At 62.0% G+C, this 20,573-nt stretch carries 16 protein-coding genes and 1 tRNA gene; 16 read left to right on the forward strand and 1 reads right to left on the reverse strand.

Annotated elements, in window-relative coordinates:
* The first annotated feature begins 54 nt into the window (after positions 1 to 54).
* From ShzoTeo12_RS04645 to ShzoTeo12_RS04705, 13 genes are all read left to right on the forward strand, one after another.
* Entirely contained in the window at positions 55 to 420 is a 366-nt protein-coding gene (locus ShzoTeo12_RS04645) for a hypothetical protein (RefSeq protein ID WP_162911515.1), read from the forward strand.
* A gap of 304 nt (positions 421 to 724) precedes the next feature.
* Positions 725 to 1,900, forward strand: a complete 1,176-nt coding sequence (gene tuf / locus ShzoTeo12_RS04650; protein WP_318911422.1) for an elongation factor Tu — start codon at positions 725 to 727, stop codon at positions 1,898 to 1,900.
* Positions 1,901 to 2,190: 290 nt separating this feature from the next.
* Positions 2,191 to 2,847, forward strand: coding sequence for a hypothetical protein (locus tag ShzoTeo12_RS04655; protein ID WP_318911423.1), 657 nt, complete (start codon positions 2,191 to 2,193; stop codon positions 2,845 to 2,847).
* A 136-nt stretch (positions 2,848 to 2,983) separates the two neighbouring features.
* A tRNA-Trp gene (locus ShzoTeo12_RS04660) sits at positions 2,984 to 3,059 on the forward strand.
* Positions 3,060 to 3,249: 190 nt separating this feature from the next.
* Positions 3,250 to 3,456, forward strand: a complete 207-nt coding sequence (secE, locus tag ShzoTeo12_RS04665; protein ID WP_119259258.1) for a preprotein translocase subunit SecE — start codon at positions 3,250 to 3,252, stop codon at positions 3,454 to 3,456.
* A gap of 16 nt (positions 3,457 to 3,472) precedes the next feature.
* Positions 3,473 to 4,003, forward strand: a complete 531-nt coding sequence (gene nusG, locus ShzoTeo12_RS04670; RefSeq protein ID WP_119259257.1) for a transcription termination/antitermination protein NusG — start codon at positions 3,473 to 3,475, stop codon at positions 4,001 to 4,003.
* 201 nt (positions 4,004 to 4,204) lie between these two features.
* Positions 4,205 to 4,636 carry a 50S ribosomal protein L11 gene (gene rplK / locus ShzoTeo12_RS04675; RefSeq protein ID WP_119259256.1) on the forward strand — a complete coding sequence of 144 codons (432 nt, stop codon included), beginning with the start codon at positions 4,205 to 4,207 and terminating at the stop codon, positions 4,634 to 4,636.
* Positions 4,637 to 4,640: 4 nt separating this feature from the next.
* On the forward strand, positions 4,641 to 5,333 hold the full coding sequence (rplA, locus tag ShzoTeo12_RS04680) for a 50S ribosomal protein L1 (protein WP_119259255.1): 693 nt from the start codon (positions 4,641 to 4,643) through the stop codon (positions 5,331 to 5,333).
* Between the two features lie 337 nt (positions 5,334 to 5,670).
* Positions 5,671 to 6,189 carry a 50S ribosomal protein L10 gene (gene rplJ, locus ShzoTeo12_RS04685; protein WP_024270435.1) on the forward strand — a complete coding sequence of 173 codons (519 nt, stop codon included), beginning with the start codon at positions 5,671 to 5,673 and terminating at the stop codon, positions 6,187 to 6,189.
* A gap of 60 nt (positions 6,190 to 6,249) precedes the next feature.
* Positions 6,250 to 6,627 carry a 50S ribosomal protein L7/L12 gene (gene rplL, locus ShzoTeo12_RS04690; protein ID WP_119259254.1) on the forward strand — a complete coding sequence of 126 codons (378 nt, stop codon included), beginning with the start codon at positions 6,250 to 6,252 and terminating at the stop codon, positions 6,625 to 6,627.
* 252 nt (positions 6,628 to 6,879) lie between these two features.
* On the forward strand, positions 6,880 to 11,019 hold the full coding sequence (gene rpoB / locus ShzoTeo12_RS04695) for a DNA-directed RNA polymerase subunit beta (protein ID WP_119259253.1): 4,140 nt from the start codon (positions 6,880 to 6,882) through the stop codon (positions 11,017 to 11,019).
* A gap of 208 nt (positions 11,020 to 11,227) precedes the next feature.
* Positions 11,228 to 15,439 carry a DNA-directed RNA polymerase subunit beta' gene (rpoC, locus tag ShzoTeo12_RS04700; protein ID WP_119259252.1) on the forward strand — a complete coding sequence of 1,404 codons (4,212 nt, stop codon included), beginning with the start codon at positions 11,228 to 11,230 and terminating at the stop codon, positions 15,437 to 15,439.
* Positions 15,440 to 15,597: 158 nt separating this feature from the next.
* Complete coding sequence (locus ShzoTeo12_RS04705; RefSeq protein WP_318911424.1) at positions 15,598 to 16,647, forward strand: cytochrome-c peroxidase; 1,050 nt, start codon at positions 15,598 to 15,600, stop codon at positions 16,645 to 16,647.
* 18 nt (positions 16,648 to 16,665) lie between these two features.
* On the opposite strand, the gene ShzoTeo12_RS04710 is transcribed toward ShzoTeo12_RS04705, so the two are convergent.
* Positions 16,666 to 16,962 carry a transcriptional regulator gene (locus ShzoTeo12_RS04710; RefSeq protein ID WP_119259250.1) on the reverse strand — a complete coding sequence of 99 codons (297 nt, stop codon included), beginning with the start codon at positions 16,960 to 16,962 and terminating at the stop codon, positions 16,666 to 16,668.
* 574 nt (positions 16,963 to 17,536) lie between these two features.
* Between ShzoTeo12_RS04710 and rpsL the strand changes: the two genes are divergently transcribed.
* From rpsL to fusA, 3 genes are read left to right on the forward strand one after another with little or no spacing between them, the layout of a single operon-like run.
* On the forward strand, positions 17,537 to 17,908 hold the full coding sequence (gene rpsL, locus ShzoTeo12_RS04715; RefSeq protein WP_022719193.1) for a 30S ribosomal protein S12: 372 nt from the start codon (positions 17,537 to 17,539) through the stop codon (positions 17,906 to 17,908).
* Between the two features lie 55 nt (positions 17,909 to 17,963).
* Positions 17,964 to 18,434, forward strand: coding sequence for a 30S ribosomal protein S7 (gene rpsG, locus ShzoTeo12_RS04720; protein ID WP_069059038.1), 471 nt, complete (start codon positions 17,964 to 17,966; stop codon positions 18,432 to 18,434).
* A 31-nt stretch (positions 18,435 to 18,465) separates the two neighbouring features.
* Positions 18,466 to 20,565 carry an elongation factor G gene (fusA, locus tag ShzoTeo12_RS04725; protein ID WP_119259249.1) on the forward strand — a complete coding sequence of 700 codons (2,100 nt, stop codon included), beginning with the start codon at positions 18,466 to 18,468 and terminating at the stop codon, positions 20,563 to 20,565.
* Positions 20,566 to 20,573: the final 8 nt, after the last annotated feature.

A 20,573-nucleotide genomic window follows, 5' to 3' on the forward strand; every position in this document is an offset into this window, starting at 1 on the left:
TCGACTCTTTCCCCGATTGGGCTCATGATCCTTGCGAGCGATGGGGGAAGCATCATGAATGTGAAATCCTACGTTGTTGTCGCCGTGGCGGCAGCCCTTGCGGGCTGCGGCCAGACCGCCCAAAAGGAAACGGCGCCCTCGGCGAGCGCCTACACGCTGACGCAGGCGGACGTGAAGGTCGTCGAGACGGGTGTGCGAAGTTCTCTCAAGGATCTGGCATCGGCCAAACTCGACCGGATGAAGGCGACGCGCCGCCCCGATGGCGTGATCAATGTGTGCGGCTATGTCGGCGCCTTCCCCTTCATGGGCGTCCTGACCGTCTCGCCGAAGTCGTCCTTCGCCGTGACCGGGGTCGGCAGCGATGAAGGAAAAGCCGCGCTGACGATGAATTTCTGCCGGAAAGCCGGGATCGAGATCTAGCGGCGGCGATAAGGCCGACTTGAAGACAGGGTTACGGGTACCTTGCCGGCCGAAGGGAGGCGGGGTGCGTCGTCCATTATGTCCTGCCTCATGTCCGAGACGCCGCGCGCCGGCGTTTCGGCATAACGCTTTGCCTTGAAAAAGCGATTCGGCATGCCGATCTAAGGCAAATCCGGCTTTCCCAAGCTCCTTTCCCGCAGTTTTCGCTGTGCATTTAAGGCTTGCGCATTCGTTGCGAAAGCCTTAAACGCCTGCCAAACCGGACGGGCCGGTTAGCCCAACTTTCGTTCAGTAGGAAAAAGACATGGCAAAAGGTAAGTTTGAGCGCAACAAGCCTCACGTAAACATCGGCACGATCGGCCACGTTGACCATGGCAAGACGTCGACGACTGCAGCGATCACGAAGTACTTCGGCGAGTTCAAGGCGTACGACCAGATCGACGCTGCTCCGGAAGAAAAGGCCCGCGGCATCACCATCTCGACGGCACACGTCGAGTATGAGACGGCCAACCGTCACTACGCGCACGTCGACTGCCCCGGCCACGCCGACTACGTCAAGAACATGATCACCGGTGCTGCCCAGATGGACGGCGCGATTCTCGTCGTCTCGGCTGCCGACGGCCCGATGCCGCAGACCCGCGAGCACATCCTGCTCGCCCGCCAGGTCGGCGTTCCGGCGATCGTCGTGTTCCTCAACAAGGTCGACCAGGTCGATGACGCCGAGCTTCTCGAGCTCGTCGAGCTGGAAGTCCGCGAACTTCTGTCGTCCTACGAATTCCCGGGCGACGACATTCCGATCGTCAAGGGCTCGGCTCTTGCCGCCCTGGAAGACTCGAACAAGGAAATCGGCGAAGACGCGATCCGCGCCCTGATGGCCGCTGTCGACGACTACATCCCGACCCCGGAACGTCCGATCGACCAGCCCTTCCTGATGCCGATCGAAGACGTGTTCTCGATCTCGGGCCGCGGTACGGTTGTGACCGGTCGCGTCGAGCGCGGCATCGTCAAGGTCGGTGAGGAAATCGAGATCGTCGGCATCCGTCCGACGACGAAGACGACCTGCACGGGCGTTGAAATGTTCCGCAAGCTGCTCGACCAGGGCCAGGCCGGCGACAACATCGGTGCGCTGCTGCGCGGTGTGAACCGTGACGGCGTGGAGCGTGGCCAGATCCTGTGCAAGCCGGGTTCGGTCAAGCCGCACAAGAAGTTCAAGGCCGAAGCCTACATCCTGACGAAGGAAGAAGGCGGCCGTCATACGCCGTTCTTCACGAACTACCGTCCGCAGTTCTACTTCCGCACGACGGACGTCACGGGTATCGTGACGCTTCCGGAAGGCACGGAAATGGTCATGCCGGGCGACAACGTAACGGTTGACGTCGAGCTGATCGTTCCGATCGCGATGGAAGAAAAGCTGCGCTTCGCTATCCGCGAAGGCGGCCGTACCGTCGGCGCCGGCATCGTCGCTTCGATCGTCGAGTAAGTCTTAAGGCTTCAGGCCTGACGAGAGCCCCGCGGGAAACCGCGGGGCTTTTTCCGTTTATTGGTTCTTTTTTAGCCCCCGGACATAACTCGCCAGTTCTGGGGATGGAGAGGGCAGCCGGGAAAGAGTAGGTTTCCCGTGTCGCTTGAAGCGGCTCGGCCGGCGCGAATTGCGCCATGGCCCGGCGTCCCACGGATTCTTCAGATTCGCTGTTGTGGAGGCGCCTTTGCATGTGGCGGGCACCAGGCATGCCGCGTGCATCACGGTAACAACGAACAGGCCGTTGCTCCATGAAGGCTCTTGTCCGCGTAGCGCGCGCAGCGCTCGCCCTTTCGACGATTCTCGCGATCCTGCCGGCAGGCCCGGCGGCGGCGGGCGATTCGCTGGTGATCTGGTCGCCGACGAAAGTCTCGCCCTATGTCTACCGGCTGAGGACGGGCGCCAAGACGGCGGCGGGCAATCCGCTGAGCGCCGGCGTCGATTTCTCGGTCAGCGCGTCGCCGGGCGGGCGCATCCGCAACACGCGCGACAATGCCCGCCTCTGGGCGGAGATGGCGGGGCAGGGGCGCTCCGGCGCCGAACGCAGCGCGGCGGCCGGCTACAATCCCCTGACGGGGCGCGTGTCGGGCAGGATCGGCGTGACGCGGCGCTGGATGGCGTCGCGCTCCATCGATGTCGTGCTGACGCCGACGATCTCGGCGGATACCACCATGCGGCGCGGTGAGCACGGCGCTTTCCGCATGACGCAGCGGGCGGAGATCCGGGCTCTTGCGACGGGGACCGCCTTCATCGCCTCCGGCAGCGCGGCGAGCGGCCGGCAGGACGTCGCAACGGAGCTTTCCGTCGAGCAGCGGCTCTTCGATAATCTCAACCTCGCCGCCTCGGTGCGCCGGCAGGAGGCGGAGCTGACGGGTGCGCTGCGCGCGCGGTTCCGCGTGACCTGGTGAAGGCCGGCGGGGAGGGCGGCAGGACGCCTAAGCTGTGAAAAAATCTCGTCTTCGGGCTTGCCAAGTCCGCCCGCGCGCCGTAAAGACGCCATGCCTTGCCGGCGAGAGGCGTTTCGCCCCGATACGGCAAGCACATAGGGGTATAGCTCAGTTGGTAGAGCGGCGGTCTCCAAAACCGCAGGTCGGGGGTTCGAGCCCCTCTGCCCCTGCCATTCCTGCCGGACAGCGCGGACCACTTGCAGCGACGGCAGCGATGGCACGGCGGTGTTTTCCGCCGAAATTCGCGAAAAGCCCGCTTGCCTCTTGTGAAAAAGGGAATCGGGCTTTATGTAGGGCTAAACAGACACGCGGTGCGTGGGGCTGAGAGTTCAGCTTTACGCGCCGTAATGGCGTGGACATTCAATGGCATCGAAAACGAATCCGATTGCGTTTCTGCAGCAGGTACGCTCCGAGACGGCGAAAGTGACTTGGCCCTCGCGGCGCGAGACGATGATCTCGACCGTCATGGTCTTCGTCATGGTCTTCCTTGCCGCGGTGTTTTTCTTCGCTGCGGACCAGTTGATGGGCTGGCTGGTTGGCCTCGTCCTCGGCGCCGGCGTTGGCGCCTGATCGGTTGGAGATGAACATGGCTTCGCGTTGGTACATCGTCCACGCCTATTCGAATTTCGAGAAGAAGGTCGCTGAGGATATCGAGAACAAGGCCCGCCAGAAGGGTCTCGATCACCTCTTCGAAAAGATCCTCGTGCCGACCGAGAAGGTCGTCGAGGTGCGTCGCGGCCGCAAGGTCGACTCCGAGCGCAAGTTCTTCCCCGGCTACGTGCTGGTGCGGGCGAACCTGACGGACGAGGCGTACCACCTCATCAAGAATACGCCGAAGGTCACGGGCTTCCTCGGTTCCGACAACAAGCCGGTTCCGATCCCGGACAGTGAGGCCGAGCGCATCCTGTCGCAGGTCCAGGACGGCGTCGATCGTCCGAAGCCCTCGGTTTCCTTCGAGATCGGCGAGCAGGTTCGCGTTTCCGACGGTCCGTTCGCTTCGTTCAACGGTATCGTCCAGGACGTCGACGAGGAGCGTTCGCGCCTCAAGGTGGAAGTGTCGATCTTCGGTCGCGCCACCCCGGTCGAGCTGGAATACGCCCAGGTCGAGAAAATCTGATTTCGGCGGCGCCTTCCGGGCGCTGCTGTTTCGAAATCCAATCCTCCTTGCGAGGGTTGGTGGCGGAGGTTTCCGCCAATCGCGTGGAAGGGAAGGCGGCCTTTAGCCGGGCGCCCGGACCGCACCACGCAACCGCAGCCGCCGGTCTTCGGGCCGGCATCGAGGGCCGGGCAACCGGCCGCATTCTGAAAGGCAGAGAAAATGGCTAAGAAAGTTGCAGGCCAGCTCAAGCTTCAGGTCAAGGCAGGATCGGCGAACCCGTCCCCGCCGATCGGCCCGGCGCTTGGTCAGCGTGGCATTAACATCATGGAATTCTGCAAGTCGTTCAACGCGGCGACGCAGGAAATGGAAAAGGGTATGCCGATCCCGGTCGTCATCACCTACTACCAGGACAAGTCCTTCACGTTTGTGATGAAGCAGCCGCCGGTGACCTACTTCCTCAAGAAGGAAGCCAAGATCCAGTCCGGCTCGAAGACCCCCGGCAAGGGCGCGTCCATCGGCAAGCTCACCAAGGCTCAGATCAAGTCGATCGCCGAAGCCAAGATGAAGGATCTCAACGCCGCCGATATCGAAGGCGCGATGGCAATGGTCGAGGGCTCTGCCCGCGCCATGGGCCTGGAAGTGGTAGGTTAAGACCATGGCCAAGATTGCAAAGCGTCTCCAGAAGATCCGTGAAGGCATCGACCCGACCAAGCTCGTTGCCCTGTCGGACGCAATCGCTCTCGTCAAGGAGCGTGCCGTCGCCAAGTTCGACGAAACCGTCGAAGTCGCCATGAACCTCGGCGTCGACCCGCGCCACGCTGACCAGATGGTCCGCGGCGTGGTCAACCTGCCGAACGGCACGGGCCGCGACGTCCGCGTCGCCGTCTTCGCTCGCGGCGCCAAGGCCGATGAAGCCAAGGCTGCCGGCGCTGACATCGTCGGTGCGGAAGACCTGCTCGAAATCGTCCAGGGCGGCAAGATCGACTTCGATCGTTGCATCGCGACCCCGGACATGATGCCGCTCGTCGGTCGCCTCGGTAAGGTTCTCGGCCCGCGCGGCATGATGCCGAACCCGAAGGTCGGCACCGTCACCATGGACGTCACGGGCGCCGTCAAGGCATCCAAGGGCGGCGCTGTCGAGTTCCGCGTCGAGAAGGCTGGTATCATCCATGCCGGCATCGGCAAGGCTTCCTTCGACGCCAAGGCTCTGGAAGAGAACATCAAGGCTTTCGCCGACGCCGTCATCAAGGCGAAGCCGGCTGGCGCCAAAGGCAACTACGTCAAGCGCGTTGCCATCTCTTCGACGATGGGCCCGGGCGTGAAGATCGACCCGGCGACCGTCGCCTGATGTATTTCGGTCCGGCTTGCCGGACCGCAACAGAATTCCCGGCCCATCCGGCCGGGGATTTCCGGGGCAACCCGGAACTCCTGTCCGAGATTGCAGGTGGTTAGGCCTTAATCACGTTGCCTGCATGAGACGGGTGAGACCTGGATTTCACTCAGCGTCGGATGACGCGGAATTCGGTTCGAACCTACCTTGCCTGTGTCGCGGCCTCTGGCCGAGCGCGGGGGGACAGGATCCTCGAGCGTCGCTCGGGATCAGCTTTTTGAGATGATCTCTAGCGGCAAAGGCAAACCCGGCAGGGTCCGTGAGAAGTCATGGCCCTGTCTACTGGAGATAGGCAGTGGAAAGAGCGGAAAAACGCGAATTCGTCACGGAGCTGAATGAAGTCTTCAAGGCTTCCGGTTCGGTTGTCGTGGCCCGCTATGCCGGCATCACCGTTGCACAGATGAACGATCTTCGTACGAAGATGCGTGCAGCTGGCGGTACCGTCAAAGTCGCGAAGAACCGCCTGGCCAAAATTGCCCTTCAGGGTACGGAGTCGGAAGGGATGTCTGATCTCTTCCAGGGTCAGACGCTCATTGCATACGCAAATGATCCGATGATCGCTCCGAAGGTAGCCATGGATTTCGCCAAGACCAACGACAAGCTCGTTGTTCTCGGTGGTGCCATGGGTGCGACCACACTCGACGCAGAAGCAGTCAAGTCGCTTGCGACCCTGCCTTCGCTCGACGAGCTTCGTGCAAAGCTCCTGGGCCTCATTGCAGCCCCGGCAACGCGCGTCGCCACGGTCGTTGCAGCACCGGCAAGCCAGCTTGCCCGCGTGTTCGCAGCCTACGCCAAGAAGGACGAAGCCGCGTAAGGCGGTTTTTCGCTGTAAATCAAACAACCCAGTTCGAACCGAACAAAAGGAAATACGAAAATGGCTGATCTCGCAAAGATCGTTGAAGACCTGTCCGCCCTGACCGTCCTGGAAGCCGCTGAGCTTTCCAAGCTTCTCGAAGAGAAGTGGGGCGTTTCGGCTGCAGCTCCCGTAGCTGTTGCTGCTGCTGGCGGCGCTGCTGCTCCGGCTGCTGCCGAAGAAGAAAAGACCGAGTTCGACGTTATCCTCGTTGACGCTGGCGCCAACAAGATCAACGTCATCAAGGAAGTCCGCGGCATCACCGGCCTCGGCCTCAAGGAAGCCAAGGACCTGGTCGAAGGCGCTCCGAAGCCGGTCAAGGAAGCCGTTTCCAAGGCTGAAGCCGCTGACCTCAAGAAGAAGCTTGAGGACGCCGGCGCCAAGGTCGACGTCAAGTAATACCGGAATACGGTGGGAGAGGGTTTCGACCCTCTCCCATTGCTCCTTTCCGCTGAACTGATTACCCAAAAGCCGCAAAAACGGCTTTTGGGTAATGGGTTCTTCAAGAGGATGGTCTTCACCGCAAGATTGGGCAATCCGGCCCGTCAACCGGCAGAAAGACGAGTTTGAACCAACCCATTGGTCGACGGGATCGACTGGCCAGCGAACCCCGTCCGTTGCAGGCCCGGATGCAAATTTGAAGGAGCGACGATGGCTCAGACCCTTTCGTTTAACGGTCGTAGGCGCGTACGCAAGTTTTTTGGTAAAATCCCCGAAGTCGCTGAAATGCCGAACCTCATCGAGGTTCAGAAGGCGTCTTATGATCAATTCCTGATGGTTGAAGAGCCCGCCGGCGGTCGTCCGGACGAGGGCCTTCAGGCCGTTTTCAAGTCGGTTTTCCCGATCACGGACTTCTCCGGCGCTTCCATGCTCGAATTCGTCTCCTACGAATTCGAACAGCCGAAGTTCGACGTCGAGGAATGCCGCCAGCGTGACCTGACCTACGCAGCGCCCCTCAAGGTGACGTTGCGCCTCATCGTGTTCGATATCGACGAGGATACGGGCGCCAAGTCGATCAAGGACATCAAGGAACAGAACGTCTACATGGGCGACATGCCGCTCATGACCGACAATGGTACGTTCATCGTCAACGGCACCGAGCGCGTCATCGTTTCCCAGATGCACCGTTCGCCGGGCGTGTTCTTCGACCACGACAAGGGCAAGAGCCATTCTTCCGGCAAGCTGCTCTTCGCCGCCCGCGTCATCCCGTATCGCGGTTCCTGGCTCGACATCGAGTTCGACGCCAAGGATATCGTGCATGCGCGCATCGACCGCCGCCGCAAGATCCCCGTCACGTCGCTGCTCATGGCTCTCGGCATGGACGGCGAAGAAATCCTGTCGACCTTCTACACGAAGTCGCTCTACCAGCGCGACGGCGAAGGCTGGCGCGTGCCGTTCAATCCCGACGCGCTGAAGGGCCAGAAGGCCGTCGCGGACATGATCGACGCCGACACGGGTGAAGTGGTCGTCGAGATCGGCAAGAAGCTGACCCCGCGCCTGCTGCGCTCGCTCTCCGAAAAGGGCCTCAAGGCCCTCAAGGCGACCGACGAAGACCTCTACGGCAACTACCTCGCCGAAGACGTCGTCAACTACAGCACGGGTGAGATCTATCTCGAAGCCGGCGACGAAATCGACGAGAAGACCCTGCCGGTCATCCTGTCGGCCGGTTTCGACGAGATTCCGGTTCTCGACATCGACCACATCAATGTCGGCGCCTACATCCGCAACACGCTTTCGGCAGACAAGAACGAGAACCGTCAGGACGCTCTGTTCGACATCTACCGCGTCATGCGTCCGGGTGAACCGCCGACAATGGATTCGGCCGAAGCCATGTTCAACACGCTGTTCTTCGACGCGGAGCGTTACGACCTCTCCGCCGTTGGCCGCGTGAAGATGAACATGCGCCTCGACCTCGACGTCGCCGACACGGTCCGCACGCTGCGCAAGGAAGACATCCTTGCCGTCGTGAAGATGCTGGTCGAACTGCGCGACGGCAAGGGCGAGATCGACGACATCGATAACCTCGGCAACCGTCGCGTCCGCTCTGTCGGCGAACTGATGGAGAACCAGTACCGTCTCGGCCTGCTCCGCATGGAGCGCGCGATCAAGGAACGCATGTCCTCGATCGAGATCGACACGGTCATGCCGCAGGACCTGATCAACGCGAAGCCGGCAGCCGCCGCCGTTCGTGAATTCTTCGGTTCCTCGCAGCTCTCGCAGTTCATGGACCAGGTGAACCCGCTCTCGGAAATCACCCACAAGCGCCGTCTTTCGGCCCTTGGCCCGGGTGGTCTGACCCGTGAGCGCGCCGGCTTCGAAGTCCGCGACGTTCACCCGACCCACTACGGCCGTATCTGCCCGATCGAAACGCCGGAAGGCCCGAACATCGGTCTGATCAACTCGCTCGCAACCTTCGCCCGCGTCAACAAGTACGGCTTCATCGAAAGCCCGTACCGCAAGATCGTCGACGGCAAGGTCACGACGGACGTGGTCTACCTCTCCGCAATGGAAGAGGCCAAGTACCACGTCGCGCAGGCCAACTCGGTGCTCGAAGCCGACAACTCCTTCGCTGAAGAGTTCGTCGTCTGCCGTCACGCCGGCGAAGTCATGCTCGCCCCGCGCGACCAGATCAACCTCATGGACGTTTCGCCGAAGCAGCTCGTTTCGGTCGCGGCGGCGCTCATTCCGTTCCTCGAGAACGACGACGCCAACCGCGCGCTCATGGGTTCGAACATGCAGCGTCAGGCCGTGCCGCTCCTGCGTGCGGAAGCTCCGTTCGTCGGCACCGGCATGGAGCCGGTCGTCGCCCGTGACTCGGGCGCCGCCATCGCGGCTCGCCGCGGCGGCGTCGTCGACCAGGTCGACGCGACCCGTATCGTTATCCGCGCCACCGAAGACCTCGATCCGTCGAAGTCGGGCGTCGATATCTACCGTCTGCAGAAGTTCCAGCGTTCCAACCAGAACACCTGCGTCAACCAGCGCCCGCTGGTCGCCGTCGGCGACGTTCTGAACAAGGGCGACATCATCGCGGACGGTCCGTCGACCGACCTCGGCGACCTCGCGCTCGGCCGCAACGCGCTCGTCGCGTTCATGCCGTGGAACGGCTACAACTACGAAGACTCGATCCTGATGTCCGAACGCATCGTCTCCGACGACGTGTTCACCTCGATCCACATCGAGGAATTCGAAGTCATGGCCCGCGACACCAAGCTGGGTCCGGAAGAAATCACGCGCGACATTCCGAACGTTTCGGAAGAAGCGCTGAAGAACCTCGACGAAGCCGGTATCGTTTACATCGGCGCAGAGGTTCAGCCGGGCGACATCCTGGTCGGCAAGATCACCCCGAAGGGCGAAAGCCCGATGACGCCGGAAGAAAAGCTCCTGCGCGCCATCTTCGGTGAAAAGGCGTCCGACGTTCGCGACACCTCCATGCGCATGCCGCCCGGCACCTTCGGCACGGTCGTCGAAGTTCGCGTCTTCAACCGCCACGGCGTGGAGAAGGACGAACGCGCGATGGCGATCGAGCGTGAAGAGATCGAGCGTCTTGCGAAGGACCGTGACGACGAGCAGGCGATCCTCGACCGTAACGTCTACGGCCGTCTGATCGACATGCTGCGCGGTCACGTCGCCGTCGCCGGCCCGAAGTCCTTCAAGAAGGGCACCGAGCTGTCGAACGCCGTCGTCTCCGAATATCCCCGCTCGCAGTGGTGGATGTTCGCCGTCGAGGACGAGAAGGTCCAGGGCGAGATCGAAGCCCTCCGCGGCCAGTACGACGAATCCAAGTCGCGCCTTGAACAGCGCTTCATGGACAAGGTCGAGAAGGTCCAGCGCGGCGACGAAATGCCTCCGGGCGTCATGAAGATGGTCAAGGTCTTCGTCGCTGTGAAGCGCAAGATCCAGCCGGGCGACAAGATGGCCGGCCGTCACGGCAACAAGGGCGTCGTCTCGCGCATCCTGCCGATCGAGGACATGCCGTTCCTCGAAGACGGCACGCATGTCGACATCTGCTTGAACCCGCTGGGCGTGCCTTCGCGCATGAACGTCGGTCAGATCCTCGAAACGCACCTCGCATGGGCTTGCGCCGGCATGGGCAAGAAGATCGGCGAGCTGCTCGACGAGTATCGCAAGACCATGGACATCTCGGACCTGAAGCGCGAGCTGACGGAAGTCTACGAAAGCGAAGCCAAGGACGAAGTCGCTCACTTCGACGACGACGCCCTGGTCAAGCTTGCCGAGCAGTCCCGCAAGGGCGTCTCCATCGCAACCCCGGTCTTCGACGGTGCGCATGAGCCCGACGTCGCCGGCATGCTGGAGCGCGCAGGTCTTGCCTCGTCCGGTCAGTCGGTTCTCTACGACGGCCGTACGGGCGAAGCCTTCGACCGCCAGGTCACCGTCGGCTACATGTACATGATCAAGCTGAACCACCTCGTGGACGACAAGATCCACGCCCGTTCGATCGGCCCGTACTCGCTCGTTACCCAGCAGCCGCTGGGCGGCAAGGCGCAGTTCGGCGGCCAGCGCTTCGGGGAAATGGAGGTCTGGGCGCTCGAAGCCTACGGCGCCGCCTACACGCTGCAGGAAATGCTGACCGTGAAGTCGGACGACGTCGCGGGCCGCACCAAGGTGTACGAGGCGATCGTGCGTGGCGACGACACGTTCGAGGCGGGCATTCCGGAGAGCTTCAACGTTCTCGTCAAGGAAATGCGCTCGCTCGGTCTGTCGGTCGAACTCGAGAACTCGAAGGTCGATCCGGCCGCGGAAGCCGGCCAGCTTCCCGACGCCGCGGAATAAGCCTGATCTGGTGCGCGCCTTGTGGGGCGCGCACCGTTCCGCCTCCGCCGGTCGGCGAGGGGCGGCTCATCCGTTTCAGGCAGTCTTGCGGCACCCGGGTATCGCCGCAATCGACTGCTAGGAGCAATTCCAGGAAAAGTGTGCAGCGGTTTTCCGTCCGGAATTGCGTCAGACAAAAGAGGGCCACTGGCCCACGAAGGAGATAGGCATGAACCAAGAGGTCATGAACCTTTTCAACCCGCAGGTGCCTGCGCAGACGTTCGACTCCATCCGTATTTCGATCGCGTCTCCGGAAAAGATCCTTTCCTGGTCGTATGGCGAGATCAAGAAGCCGGAAACGATCAACTACCGCACGTTCAAGCCGGAACGCGACGGTCTCTTCTGCGCGCGCATCTTTGGCCCGATCAAGGACTACGAGTGCCTGTGCGGCAAGTACAAGCGCATGAAGTACAAGGGCATCATCTGCGAAAAGTGCGGCGTCGAAGTCACGCTGTCGCGCGTTCGCCGCGAGCGCATGGGCCATATCGAGCTCGCCGCGCCCGTCGCCCACATCTGGTTCCTGAAGTCGCTGCCCTCGCGCATCGCCACGCTCCTCGACATGACCCTCAAGGATGTCGAGCGCGTTCTCTATTTCGAGAACTACATCGTGACGGAGCCGGGCCTGACCGCGCTCAAGGAAAACCAGCTTCTTTCCGAAGAAGAATACATGATCGCCGTCGATGAATATGGTGAAGACCAGTTCACGGCGATGATCGGCGCCGAGGCCATCTACGAGATGCTCGCCTCGATGAACCTCGAGAAGATCGCTGGCGACCTGCGTTCTGATCTGGCCGACACCACGTCGGACCTGAAGCAGAAGAAGCTGATGAAGCGCCTGAAGATCGTCGAGAACTTCATGGAATCCGGCAATCGCCCGGAATGGATGATTATGAAGGTCGTTCCGGTGATCCCGCCGGATCTGCGCCCGCTGGTTCCGCTGGACGGCGGCCGCTTCGCGACGTCGGACCTCAACGATCTCTATCGCCGCGTCATCAACCGTAACAACCGTCTGAAGCGCCTCATCGAGCTGCGCGCACCGGGCATCATCATCCGTAACGAGAAGCGCATGCTTCAGGAATCGGTTGATGCCCTGTTCGACAACGGCCGCCGCGGCCGCGTCATCACCGGCGCCAACAAGCGTCCGCTGAAGTCGCTGTCCGACATGCTCAAGGGCAAGCAGGGCCGCTTCCGCCAGAACCTGCTCGGCAAGCGCGTCGACTATTCCGGCCGTTCGGTCATCGTGACGGGTCCGGAACTCAAGCTGCACCAGTGCGGCCTGCCGAAGAAGATGGCGCTCGAGCTGTTCAAGCCGTTCATCTACGCCCGCCTCGACGCGAAGGGTTTCTCCTCGACCGTCAAGCAGGCCAAGAAGCTCGTCGAGAAGGAAAAGCCGGAAGTCTGGGATATCCTCGACGAGGTCATCCGCGAGCATCCGGTTCTCCTGAACCGCGCACCGACGCTGCACCGCCTGGGCATCCAGGCCTTCGAACCGATCCTGGTCGAAGGCAAGGCCATTCAGCTGCACCCGCTCGTCTGCACGGCCTTCAACGCCGACTTCGACGGCGACCAGATGGCCGTCCACGTCCCGCTCTCGCTGGAAGCCCAGCTTGAAGCGCGCGTGCTCATGATGTCGACGAACAACATCCTGCACCCGGCGAACGGCGCACCGATCATCGTTCCCTCGCAGGACATGGTTCTCGGCCTCTACTATCTGTCGATCCAGAACCAGAACGAGCCGGGCGAAGGCATGGCCTTCTCCGACATGGGCGAACTGCACCACGCTCTGGAAAACAAGGTCGTCACGCTGCACGCGAAGATCCGTGGCCGCTACAAGTCGGTCGATGCCGACGGCAAGCCGTACACGAAGATCTACGAGACGACGCCCGGCCGCATGATCATCGGCGAACTGCTGCCGAAGAACGGCAATATCCCGTTCGACATCTGCAACCAGGAAATGACCAAGAAGAACATCTCCAAGATGATCGACACGGTCTACCGCCATTGCGGCCAGAAGGACACGGTCATCTTCTGCGACCGCATCATGCAGCTCGGCTTCAGCCATGCCTGCCGCGCCGGCATCTCGTTCGGCAAGGACGACATGGTCATTCCGGACAGCAAGGTGAAGATCGTCGGTGATACCGAAAACCTGGTCAAGGAATACGAGCAGCAGTACAACGACGGCCTGATCACTCAGGGCGAGAAGTACAACAAGGTCGTCGACGCCTGGGGCAAGGCGACCGAAAAGGTTGCCGAGGACATGATGGCCCGCATCAAGGCCGTCGAGTTCGACCCGGAAACCGGTCGCCAGAAGCCGATGAACGCGATCTACATGATGTCCCACTCGGGCGCCCGCGGTTCTCCGAACCAGATGCGCCAGCTGGGCGGCATGCGCGGCCTCATGGCCAAGCCGTCGGGCGAGATCATCGAAACGCCGATCATCTCGAACTTCAAGGAAGGCCTGACCGTGAACGAGTACTTCAACTCGACGCACGGCGCCCGCAAGGGTCTGGCAGACACCGCCTTGAAGACCGCGAACTCCGGTTACCTGACCCGCCGTCTCGTCGACGTCGCGCAGGATTGCATCGTCACGCATGTCGACTGCGGCACCGACAAGGGCCTCACGATGACGGCGATCGTCGACGCCGGCCAGGTCGTGGCTTCCATCGGCACCCGCGTTCTCGGCCGTACGGCCCTGGACGACATCGATCATCCGGTCACGGGTGAGCGCATCGTCGATGCCGGCAAGATGATCCTCGAGGCCGATGTCGTCGAGATCGAGAAGGCCGGCATCCAGTCGATCCGCATCCGCTCGGCGCTGACCTGCGAGATCCAGACCGGTGTCTGCGGCGTCTGCTACGGTCGCGACCTTGCACGTGGCACGCCCGTCAACATGGGCGAAGCCGTGGGCGTCATCGCGGCTCAGTCGATCGGCGAACCGGGCACCCAGCTCACCATGCGTACCTTCCACCTTGGTGGCACGGCGACCGTGGTCGACCAGTCGTTCCTGGAAGCCTCGTATGAAGGCACGGTGCAGATCAAGAACCGCAACATGCTGCGCAACTCCGACGGCGCACTCGTCGCGATGGGCCGCAACATGGCGATCACCATCCTCGACGAGCGTGGTGTCGAGCGTTCCGCGCAGCGCGTCGCTTACGGTTCGAAGATCTTCGTCGATGACGGCGACAAGGTGAAGCGCGGCCAGCGTCTCGCCGAGTGGGACCCCTACACCCGTCCGATGATGACGGAAGTGGAAGGTACGGTTCACTTCGAAGACGTCGTCGACGGTATCTCGGTTCTGGAAACGACCGACGAATCCACCGGCATCACCAAGCGTTCGGTCATCGACTGGCGCTCGACGCCGCGCGGTACGGACCTGAAGCCGGCCATCGTCATCAAGGACAAGAGCGGCGCCGTCGCCAAGCTGTCCCGTGGTGGTGAAGCCCGCTTCATGCTCTCGGTCGACGCGATCCTTTCGGTCGAGCCGGGCCAGAAGGTCTCCCAGGGTGACGTTCTTGCCCGCTCGCCGCTGGAAAGCGCCAAGACCAAGGACATCACCGGCGGTCTGCCGCGCGTTGCCGAACTGTTCGAGGCCCGTCGTCCGAAGGACCACGCCATCATCGCTGAGATCGATGGTACCGTCCGCTTCGGCCGCGACTACAAGAACAAGCGTCGCGTGATGATCGAGCCGGCGGAAGACGGTGTCGAGCCGGTCGAGTACCTGATCCCGAAGGGCAAGCCCTTCCACCTTCAGGACGGCGACTACATCGAAAAGGGTGACTACATCCTCGACGGCAACCCCGCGCCGCACGACATCCTGGCGATCAAGGGCGTGGAAGCACTCGCTTCCTACCTCGTGAACGAAATCCAGGAAGTCTACCGACTGCAGGGCGTTGTGATCAACGACAAGCACATCGAGGTGATCGTTCGCCAGATGCTGCAGAAGGTCGAGATCACGGATGCTGGCGACTCGACGTACATTGTCGGTGACAACATCGACCGCATCGAGCTGGAAGACGTCAACGACGCCCTGATCGAGGAAGGCAAGAAGCCGGCTTACGGCGAGCCTGTCCTTCTCGGCATCACCAAGGCGTCGCTGCAGACCCCGTCGTTCATCTCGGCCGCTTCGTTCCAGGAGACCACCAAGGTTCTCACGGAAGCTGCGATCGCCGGCAAGACCGATGGCCTGCAGGGCCTCAAGGAGAACGTCATCGTCGGCCGCCTCATCCCGGCCGGTACCGGTGGCACCATGACCCAGATCCGCCGCATCGCGACGGCCCGCGACGAGATGATTCTCGACGAGCGCCGCAAGTCGACCGGCGCTGGCGTCGCGACCCCGATGCTGGCGGACCTCGCCGGCGGCGAAGGCGCCGCAGCCGAGTAAGCGCTGCCGCTCTTTTGACGAATGAAAAGGCCGCCCGAAATATTTCGGGCGGCCTTTTGTTTATGCGCAAGGACAGGCGAGGGCGGTTTGATCTGGCGCAATCGCTCAGTTTGGAGCGGTTCTAAAGTCCATTCGTATCCCAACGAATGGAGGTAGCCATGAAATTCCTGCTGGCGACTGTGGCCGCGACGGTCATCGCGACCGTGGCCTTTGCCGCCGATCCGGTTCCGGCCGATCTGCGCGCGACGGCGCTCGACATCTTCAAGCCCCTGCCGTCGACCTATCCGGCGGTCAACGACAATCCGATCACGAAGGAGAAGATCGACCTCGGCAAGGCTCTGTTCTTCGATCCGCGGCTGTCGGCCTCGGGTGTCTTCTCGTGCAATTCCTGTCACAACCTGGCGACCGGCGGCGACGACAACCTCGAAACGTCGATCGGCCACGGCTGGCAGAAGGGTCCGCGCAACTCGCCGACCGCCCTGAACGCGGTCTTCAACGAGGCGCAGTTCTGGGATGGCCGGGCGGAAGACCTGAAGGCGCAGGCCAAGGGGCCGATCCAGGCCGGAGTCGAGATGGCGAACACGCCGGCCCAGGTCGTCGCGACGCTGAAGTCGATGCCGAAATATGTCGACTGGTTCAAGGCCGCCTTCCCGAGCGATGCCGATCCCGTGACCTTTGACAACATGGCCAAGGCCATCGAGGCCTTCGAGGCGACGCTGATCACGCCGGCGCCGTTCGATGCCTATCTCAACGGCGACGACGGTGCGATGACCGCGGAGCAGAAGGAGGGGCTCGCGCTCTTCATGGACAAGGGCTGTGCCTCCTGCCACAGCGGCATCAATATCGGCGGTAACGGCTACTATCCGTTCGGCCTGATCGAGAAGCCCGGTTCGGAAGTTCTGCCGGAGAACGACAAGGGCCGCTTCGCGGTGACGGCGACGGCGGACGATTCCTACGTCTTCCGCGCCGCGCCGCTGCGCAACGTCACGCTGACGGCGCCGTACTTCCATTCGGGCAAGGTATGGAACCTGAGGCAGGCCGTGGCCATCATGGGCACCTCGCAGCTCGGCGAGGACCTGTCGGAGACCGAAGTCGACCGCATCGTGGCCTTCCTCGGTTCGCTGGAAGGGCGCATGCCTGAAGTGGTCTATCCGGTGCTGCCGGCAGAGACGGGCGATACGCCCCTGCCGAGCGGCGACGTCAAGTAGACGACGGGGTGGCGGTCGTCACGCGAAGCGGATGATCGCCACTTCCCCTTCGAGGGCGCCCTTGTAGGCGGAGGCGTGCGGCTCTTCCTCGGGCTCGCCGGTCAGCGTGCCGATCTGGTCGAGGTCTGCCTCGAGGAAACCTTCCTCCGAAAGCGCGTTCAGCGCCTCGCGTACGGCGGTGTCGTCGTCGGGCGCGCGCAGCATGACGTGGATGTCGATGCCCTCGTCGCCCTCGCGCTCATAGGCCTTGCCGATGATGATGAAGACCATCGGCTCCTCGAGCGTGCTGTTGTCGTTGTCGGCGTCTGACGCCATGGCGGGCTCCTTTCGGGATCGGGTTGTGCTCGTTCTATAAAGGGTAGGGCGGCAGGACCCAAACGCAAAATCGCCGCTGCTTCCAAAAGAGCGGAAAGGGAATCGGTGAGCGTCCCGCCGACTCTTTCCGGTTGATTCCGTCTTCATGCTTTCTTAATGTTCGCCTGCGAAGGCTGCCGGGCTCAGGGAGCCGTCGAAACGGCGCAGGGCAGGGGCTTGAAGCCCTGCTTTTCAGGCGGGTCAGCCATCCGCTCCCGGGATTCTTTAGCGCCGCCCCTTGACCTTTCGCCCTTTAGTCAGTATTCCGCACGCCATCAGAGCCTATGTGAGGCTGGCTGGTTCGGAATGACTCGTTCTGAAGTTCGCCTCAAACAGGGCTCGACGCACGTTGAGAACATGAATGCTGCACGCATGACGCGGTTATAGCGCGTCCTCTGCCTAATGAGGTCATCCGCTAGAGGCGGATTGGCCTTTTATTGCGCATGAACACGCGTGTGGTCATGGACTCGCCCGTGAGGGTGACGATTTATCCGCCCGCAAGGGTAACGAGACTAGATTTGCAAGGGATGGTTATATGCCTACCGTAAACCAGTTGATCCGCAAGCCGCGCCAGGCGTCGGTAAAGCGCAACAAGGTTCCTGCTCTGCAGGAAAACCCCCAGAAGCGCGGCGTTTGCACCCGCGTCTACACGACGACCCCGAAGAAGCCGAACTCGGCTCTGCGTAAGGTCGCCAAGATCCGCCTGACCAATGGCTTCGAAGTCATCGGTTACATCCCCGGCGAAGGCCACAACCTGCAGGAACACTCTGTCGTCATGATCCGTGGCGGCCGCGTAAAGGACCTTCCGGGCGTGCGCTACCACATCATCCGCGGCGTTCTCGACACCCAGGGCGTCAAGAACCGCAAGCAGCGCCGCTCCAAGTACGGCGCGAAGCGTCCGAAATAATACAGTAACCGGCGCCATTTCGCTGGTCGGAACCTTTTGAAGAAAGACGAAAAGTATGTCCCGTCGCCATAGAGCAGAAAAGCGCGAGATCAACCCGGACCCGAAGTTCGGCGACCTCGTAGTCACCAAGTTCATGAACGCCATCATGCTGGACGGCAAGAAGTCCGTCGCCGAAACGATCGTTTACGGCGCCTTCGATGTCGTGCAGGGCAAGGCCAAGCAGGATCCGGTGACGGTTTTCCATTCGGCTCTCGACAACGTCGCGCCGCACGTCGAAGTGCGCTCGCGTCGCGTCGGCGGTGCGACCTACCAGGTTCCGGTCGACGTTCGTCCGGAGCGCCGTCAGGCTCTGGCCATCCGCTGGCTGATCGCCGCTGCCCGCAAGCGTAACGAAACGACCATGGTCGAGCGCCTCTCCGGCGAACTCATGGACGCAGCGAACAACCGCGGCAGCGCCGTCAAGAAGCGCGAAGACACGCACAAGATGGCTGACGCCAACCGTGCATTCTCGCACTACCGCTGGTAACCGAAACTAGACGTCTCGAAAGGAGTCCCAGATGGCTCGCGAATATAAAATCGAAGACTACCGCAACTTCGGTATCATGGCGCACATCGACGCCGGCAAGACCACGACGACCGAGCGTATCCTGTACTACACCGGTAAGAACCACAAGATCGGCGAGACCCACGACGGCGCGTCGACGATGGACTGGATGGAGCAGGAGCAGGAGCGCGGCATCACCATCACGTCCGCTGCCACCACGACCTTCTGGAAGGGCCGTGACGGCAAGGCTCGCCGCTTCAACATCATCGACACCCCCGGCCACGTCGACTTCACCATTGAAGTCGAGCGTTCGCTGCGCGTTCTCGACGGCGCCATCGCGCTGCTCGACTCCAACGCCGGCGTTGAGCCGCAGACGGAAACCGTCTGGCGTCAGGCCGAGAAGTATCATGTTCCGCGCATGATCTTCTGCAACAAGATGGACAAGACCGGCGCTGACTTCTATCGCTGCCTTGACATGATCAAGTCGCGCCTCGGTGCGATCCCGGTCGCCATGCAGCTGCCGATCGGCGCCGAGACCGAGTTCAAGGGCGTCATCGACCTGATCGAGATGAACGCTCTCATCTGGCGCGACGAATCGCTCGGCGCCCAGTGGGACGTCGTCGAGATCCCGGAAGATCTGAAGGAAAAGGCCGAGGAATACCGCGAGAAGCTCATCGAGACCGTCGTCGAAGTCGACGAAGCCGCGATGGAAGCCTATCTCGAAGGTAACTACCCGGACAACGACAAGATCCGCGAACTCGTTCGCCGCGGCACGATCGACGTGAAGTTCCACCCGGTCTATTGCGGTACCGCGTTCAAGAACAAGGGCGTTCAGCCGCTTCTCGACGCCGTCGTCGACTTCCTGCCGTCGCCGATCGATATCCCGGCCATCAAGGGCATCGACGTGAAGACGGAAGCCGAGATCGAGCGTCACGCCGATGACGCCGAGCCGCTCTCCATGCTCGCGTTCAAGATCATGAACGACCCCTTCGTCGGTTCGCTGACCTTCGCTCGCATCTACTCGGGCAAGCTCGAAAAGGGCACGTCCGTCATGAACACGGTCAAGGACAAGCGCGAGCGCGTCGGCCGTATGCTTCAGATGCACTCCAACTCGCGTGAAGACATCGAAGAAGCCTTCGCAGGCGACATCGTTGCTCTCGCCGGTCTCAAGGACACGACGACGGGCGACACGCTCTGCGATCCGCTGAAGCCGGTCATCCTCGAGCGCATGGAATTCCCGGAACCGGTTATCCAGATCGCCATCGAGCCGAAGACGAAGAACGACCAGGAAAAGATGGGCCTCGCCCTGAACCGCCTGGCCGCCGAAGACCCGTCCTTCCGCGTCAAGACCGACGAAGAGTCCGGCCAGACGATCATCGCAGGCATGGGCGAACTTCACCTCGACATCATCGTCGACCGCATGCGTCGCGAGTTCAAGGTCGAAGCCAATGTCGGCGCTCCGCAGGTTGCTTACCGTGAGACGATCACGCGCAAGACCGAGAAGGACTACACGCACAAGAAGCAGACCGGTGGTACCGGCCAGTTCGCCCGCGTGAAGCTCGTCTTCGAACCGAACCCGGATGGCGAAGATTTCGTCTTCGAATCCAAGATCGTCGGCGGTGCTGTTCCGAAGGAATACATCCCGGGCGTTCAGAAGGGTATCGAAAGCGTTCTGTCCTCGGGTCCGCTCGCAGGCTTCCCGATGCTCGGCGTCAAGGCGACGCTCATCGACGGCGCCTTCCACGACGTCGACTCCTCGGTCCTCGCCTTCGAAATCGCATCGCGTGCCTGCTTCCGTGAAGCATCCCGCGAAGCCGGCGCCCAGCTCCTGGAGCCGATGATGAAGGTCGAAGTCGTGACGCCGGAAGACTATGTCGGCGACGTCATCGGCGACCTGAACTCCCGCCGTGGCCAGATCCAGGGCCAGGAATCGCGCGGCATCGCCGTCGTGATCTCCGCCCACGTGCCGCTGGCGAACATGTTCAAGTACGTCGACAACCTGCGCTCCATGTCGCAGGGCCGCGCCCAGTACTCGATGGTCTTCGACCATTACGCGCCGGTTCCGTCGAACGTCGCACAGGAAATCCAGGCAAAGTACTCCGGTCAGAAGTGACCGGGGTA

The sequence above is a fragment of the Shinella zoogloeoides genome, assembly GCF_033705735.1.
Classification (GTDB): Bacteria; Pseudomonadota; Alphaproteobacteria; order Rhizobiales; family Rhizobiaceae; genus Shinella; species Shinella zoogloeoides_A.

What these genes read in the sequence shown, in the direction of transcription:
- ShzoTeo12_RS04645 (WP_162911515.1), top strand. Translation starts at nt 55, where the DNA reads ATGAATGTGAAATCCTACGTTGTTGTCGCCGTGGCGGCAGCCCTTGCG.
- tuf (WP_318911422.1), top strand. Translation starts at nt 725, where the DNA reads ATGGCAAAAGGTAAGTTTGAGCGCAACAAGCCTCACGTAAACATCGGC.
- ShzoTeo12_RS04655 (WP_318911423.1), top strand. Translation starts at nt 2,191, where the DNA reads ATGAAGGCTCTTGTCCGCGTAGCGCGCGCAGCGCTCGCCCTTTCGACG.
- secE (WP_119259258.1), top strand. Translation starts at nt 3,250, where the DNA reads ATGGCATCGAAAACGAATCCGATTGCGTTTCTGCAGCAGGTACGCTCC.
- nusG (WP_119259257.1), top strand. Translation starts at nt 3,473, where the DNA reads ATGGCTTCGCGTTGGTACATCGTCCACGCCTATTCGAATTTCGAGAAG.
- rplK (WP_119259256.1), top strand. Translation starts at nt 4,205, where the DNA reads ATGGCTAAGAAAGTTGCAGGCCAGCTCAAGCTTCAGGTCAAGGCAGGA.
- rplA (WP_119259255.1), top strand. Translation starts at nt 4,641, where the DNA reads ATGGCCAAGATTGCAAAGCGTCTCCAGAAGATCCGTGAAGGCATCGAC.
- rplL (WP_119259254.1), top strand. Translation starts at nt 6,250, where the DNA reads ATGGCTGATCTCGCAAAGATCGTTGAAGACCTGTCCGCCCTGACCGTC.
- rpoB (WP_119259253.1), top strand. Translation starts at nt 6,880, where the DNA reads ATGGCTCAGACCCTTTCGTTTAACGGTCGTAGGCGCGTACGCAAGTTT.
- rpoC (WP_119259252.1), top strand. Translation starts at nt 11,228, where the DNA reads ATGAACCAAGAGGTCATGAACCTTTTCAACCCGCAGGTGCCTGCGCAG.
- ShzoTeo12_RS04705 (WP_318911424.1), top strand. Translation starts at nt 15,598, where the DNA reads ATGAAATTCCTGCTGGCGACTGTGGCCGCGACGGTCATCGCGACCGTG.
- ShzoTeo12_RS04710 (WP_119259250.1), bottom strand. Translation starts at nt 16,962, where the DNA reads ATGGCGTCAGACGCCGACAACGACAACAGCACGCTCGAGGAGCCGATG.
- rpsL (WP_022719193.1), top strand. Translation starts at nt 17,537, where the DNA reads ATGCCTACCGTAAACCAGTTGATCCGCAAGCCGCGCCAGGCGTCGGTA.
- rpsG (WP_069059038.1), top strand. Translation starts at nt 17,964, where the DNA reads ATGTCCCGTCGCCATAGAGCAGAAAAGCGCGAGATCAACCCGGACCCG.
- fusA (WP_119259249.1), top strand. Translation starts at nt 18,466, where the DNA reads ATGGCTCGCGAATATAAAATCGAAGACTACCGCAACTTCGGTATCATG.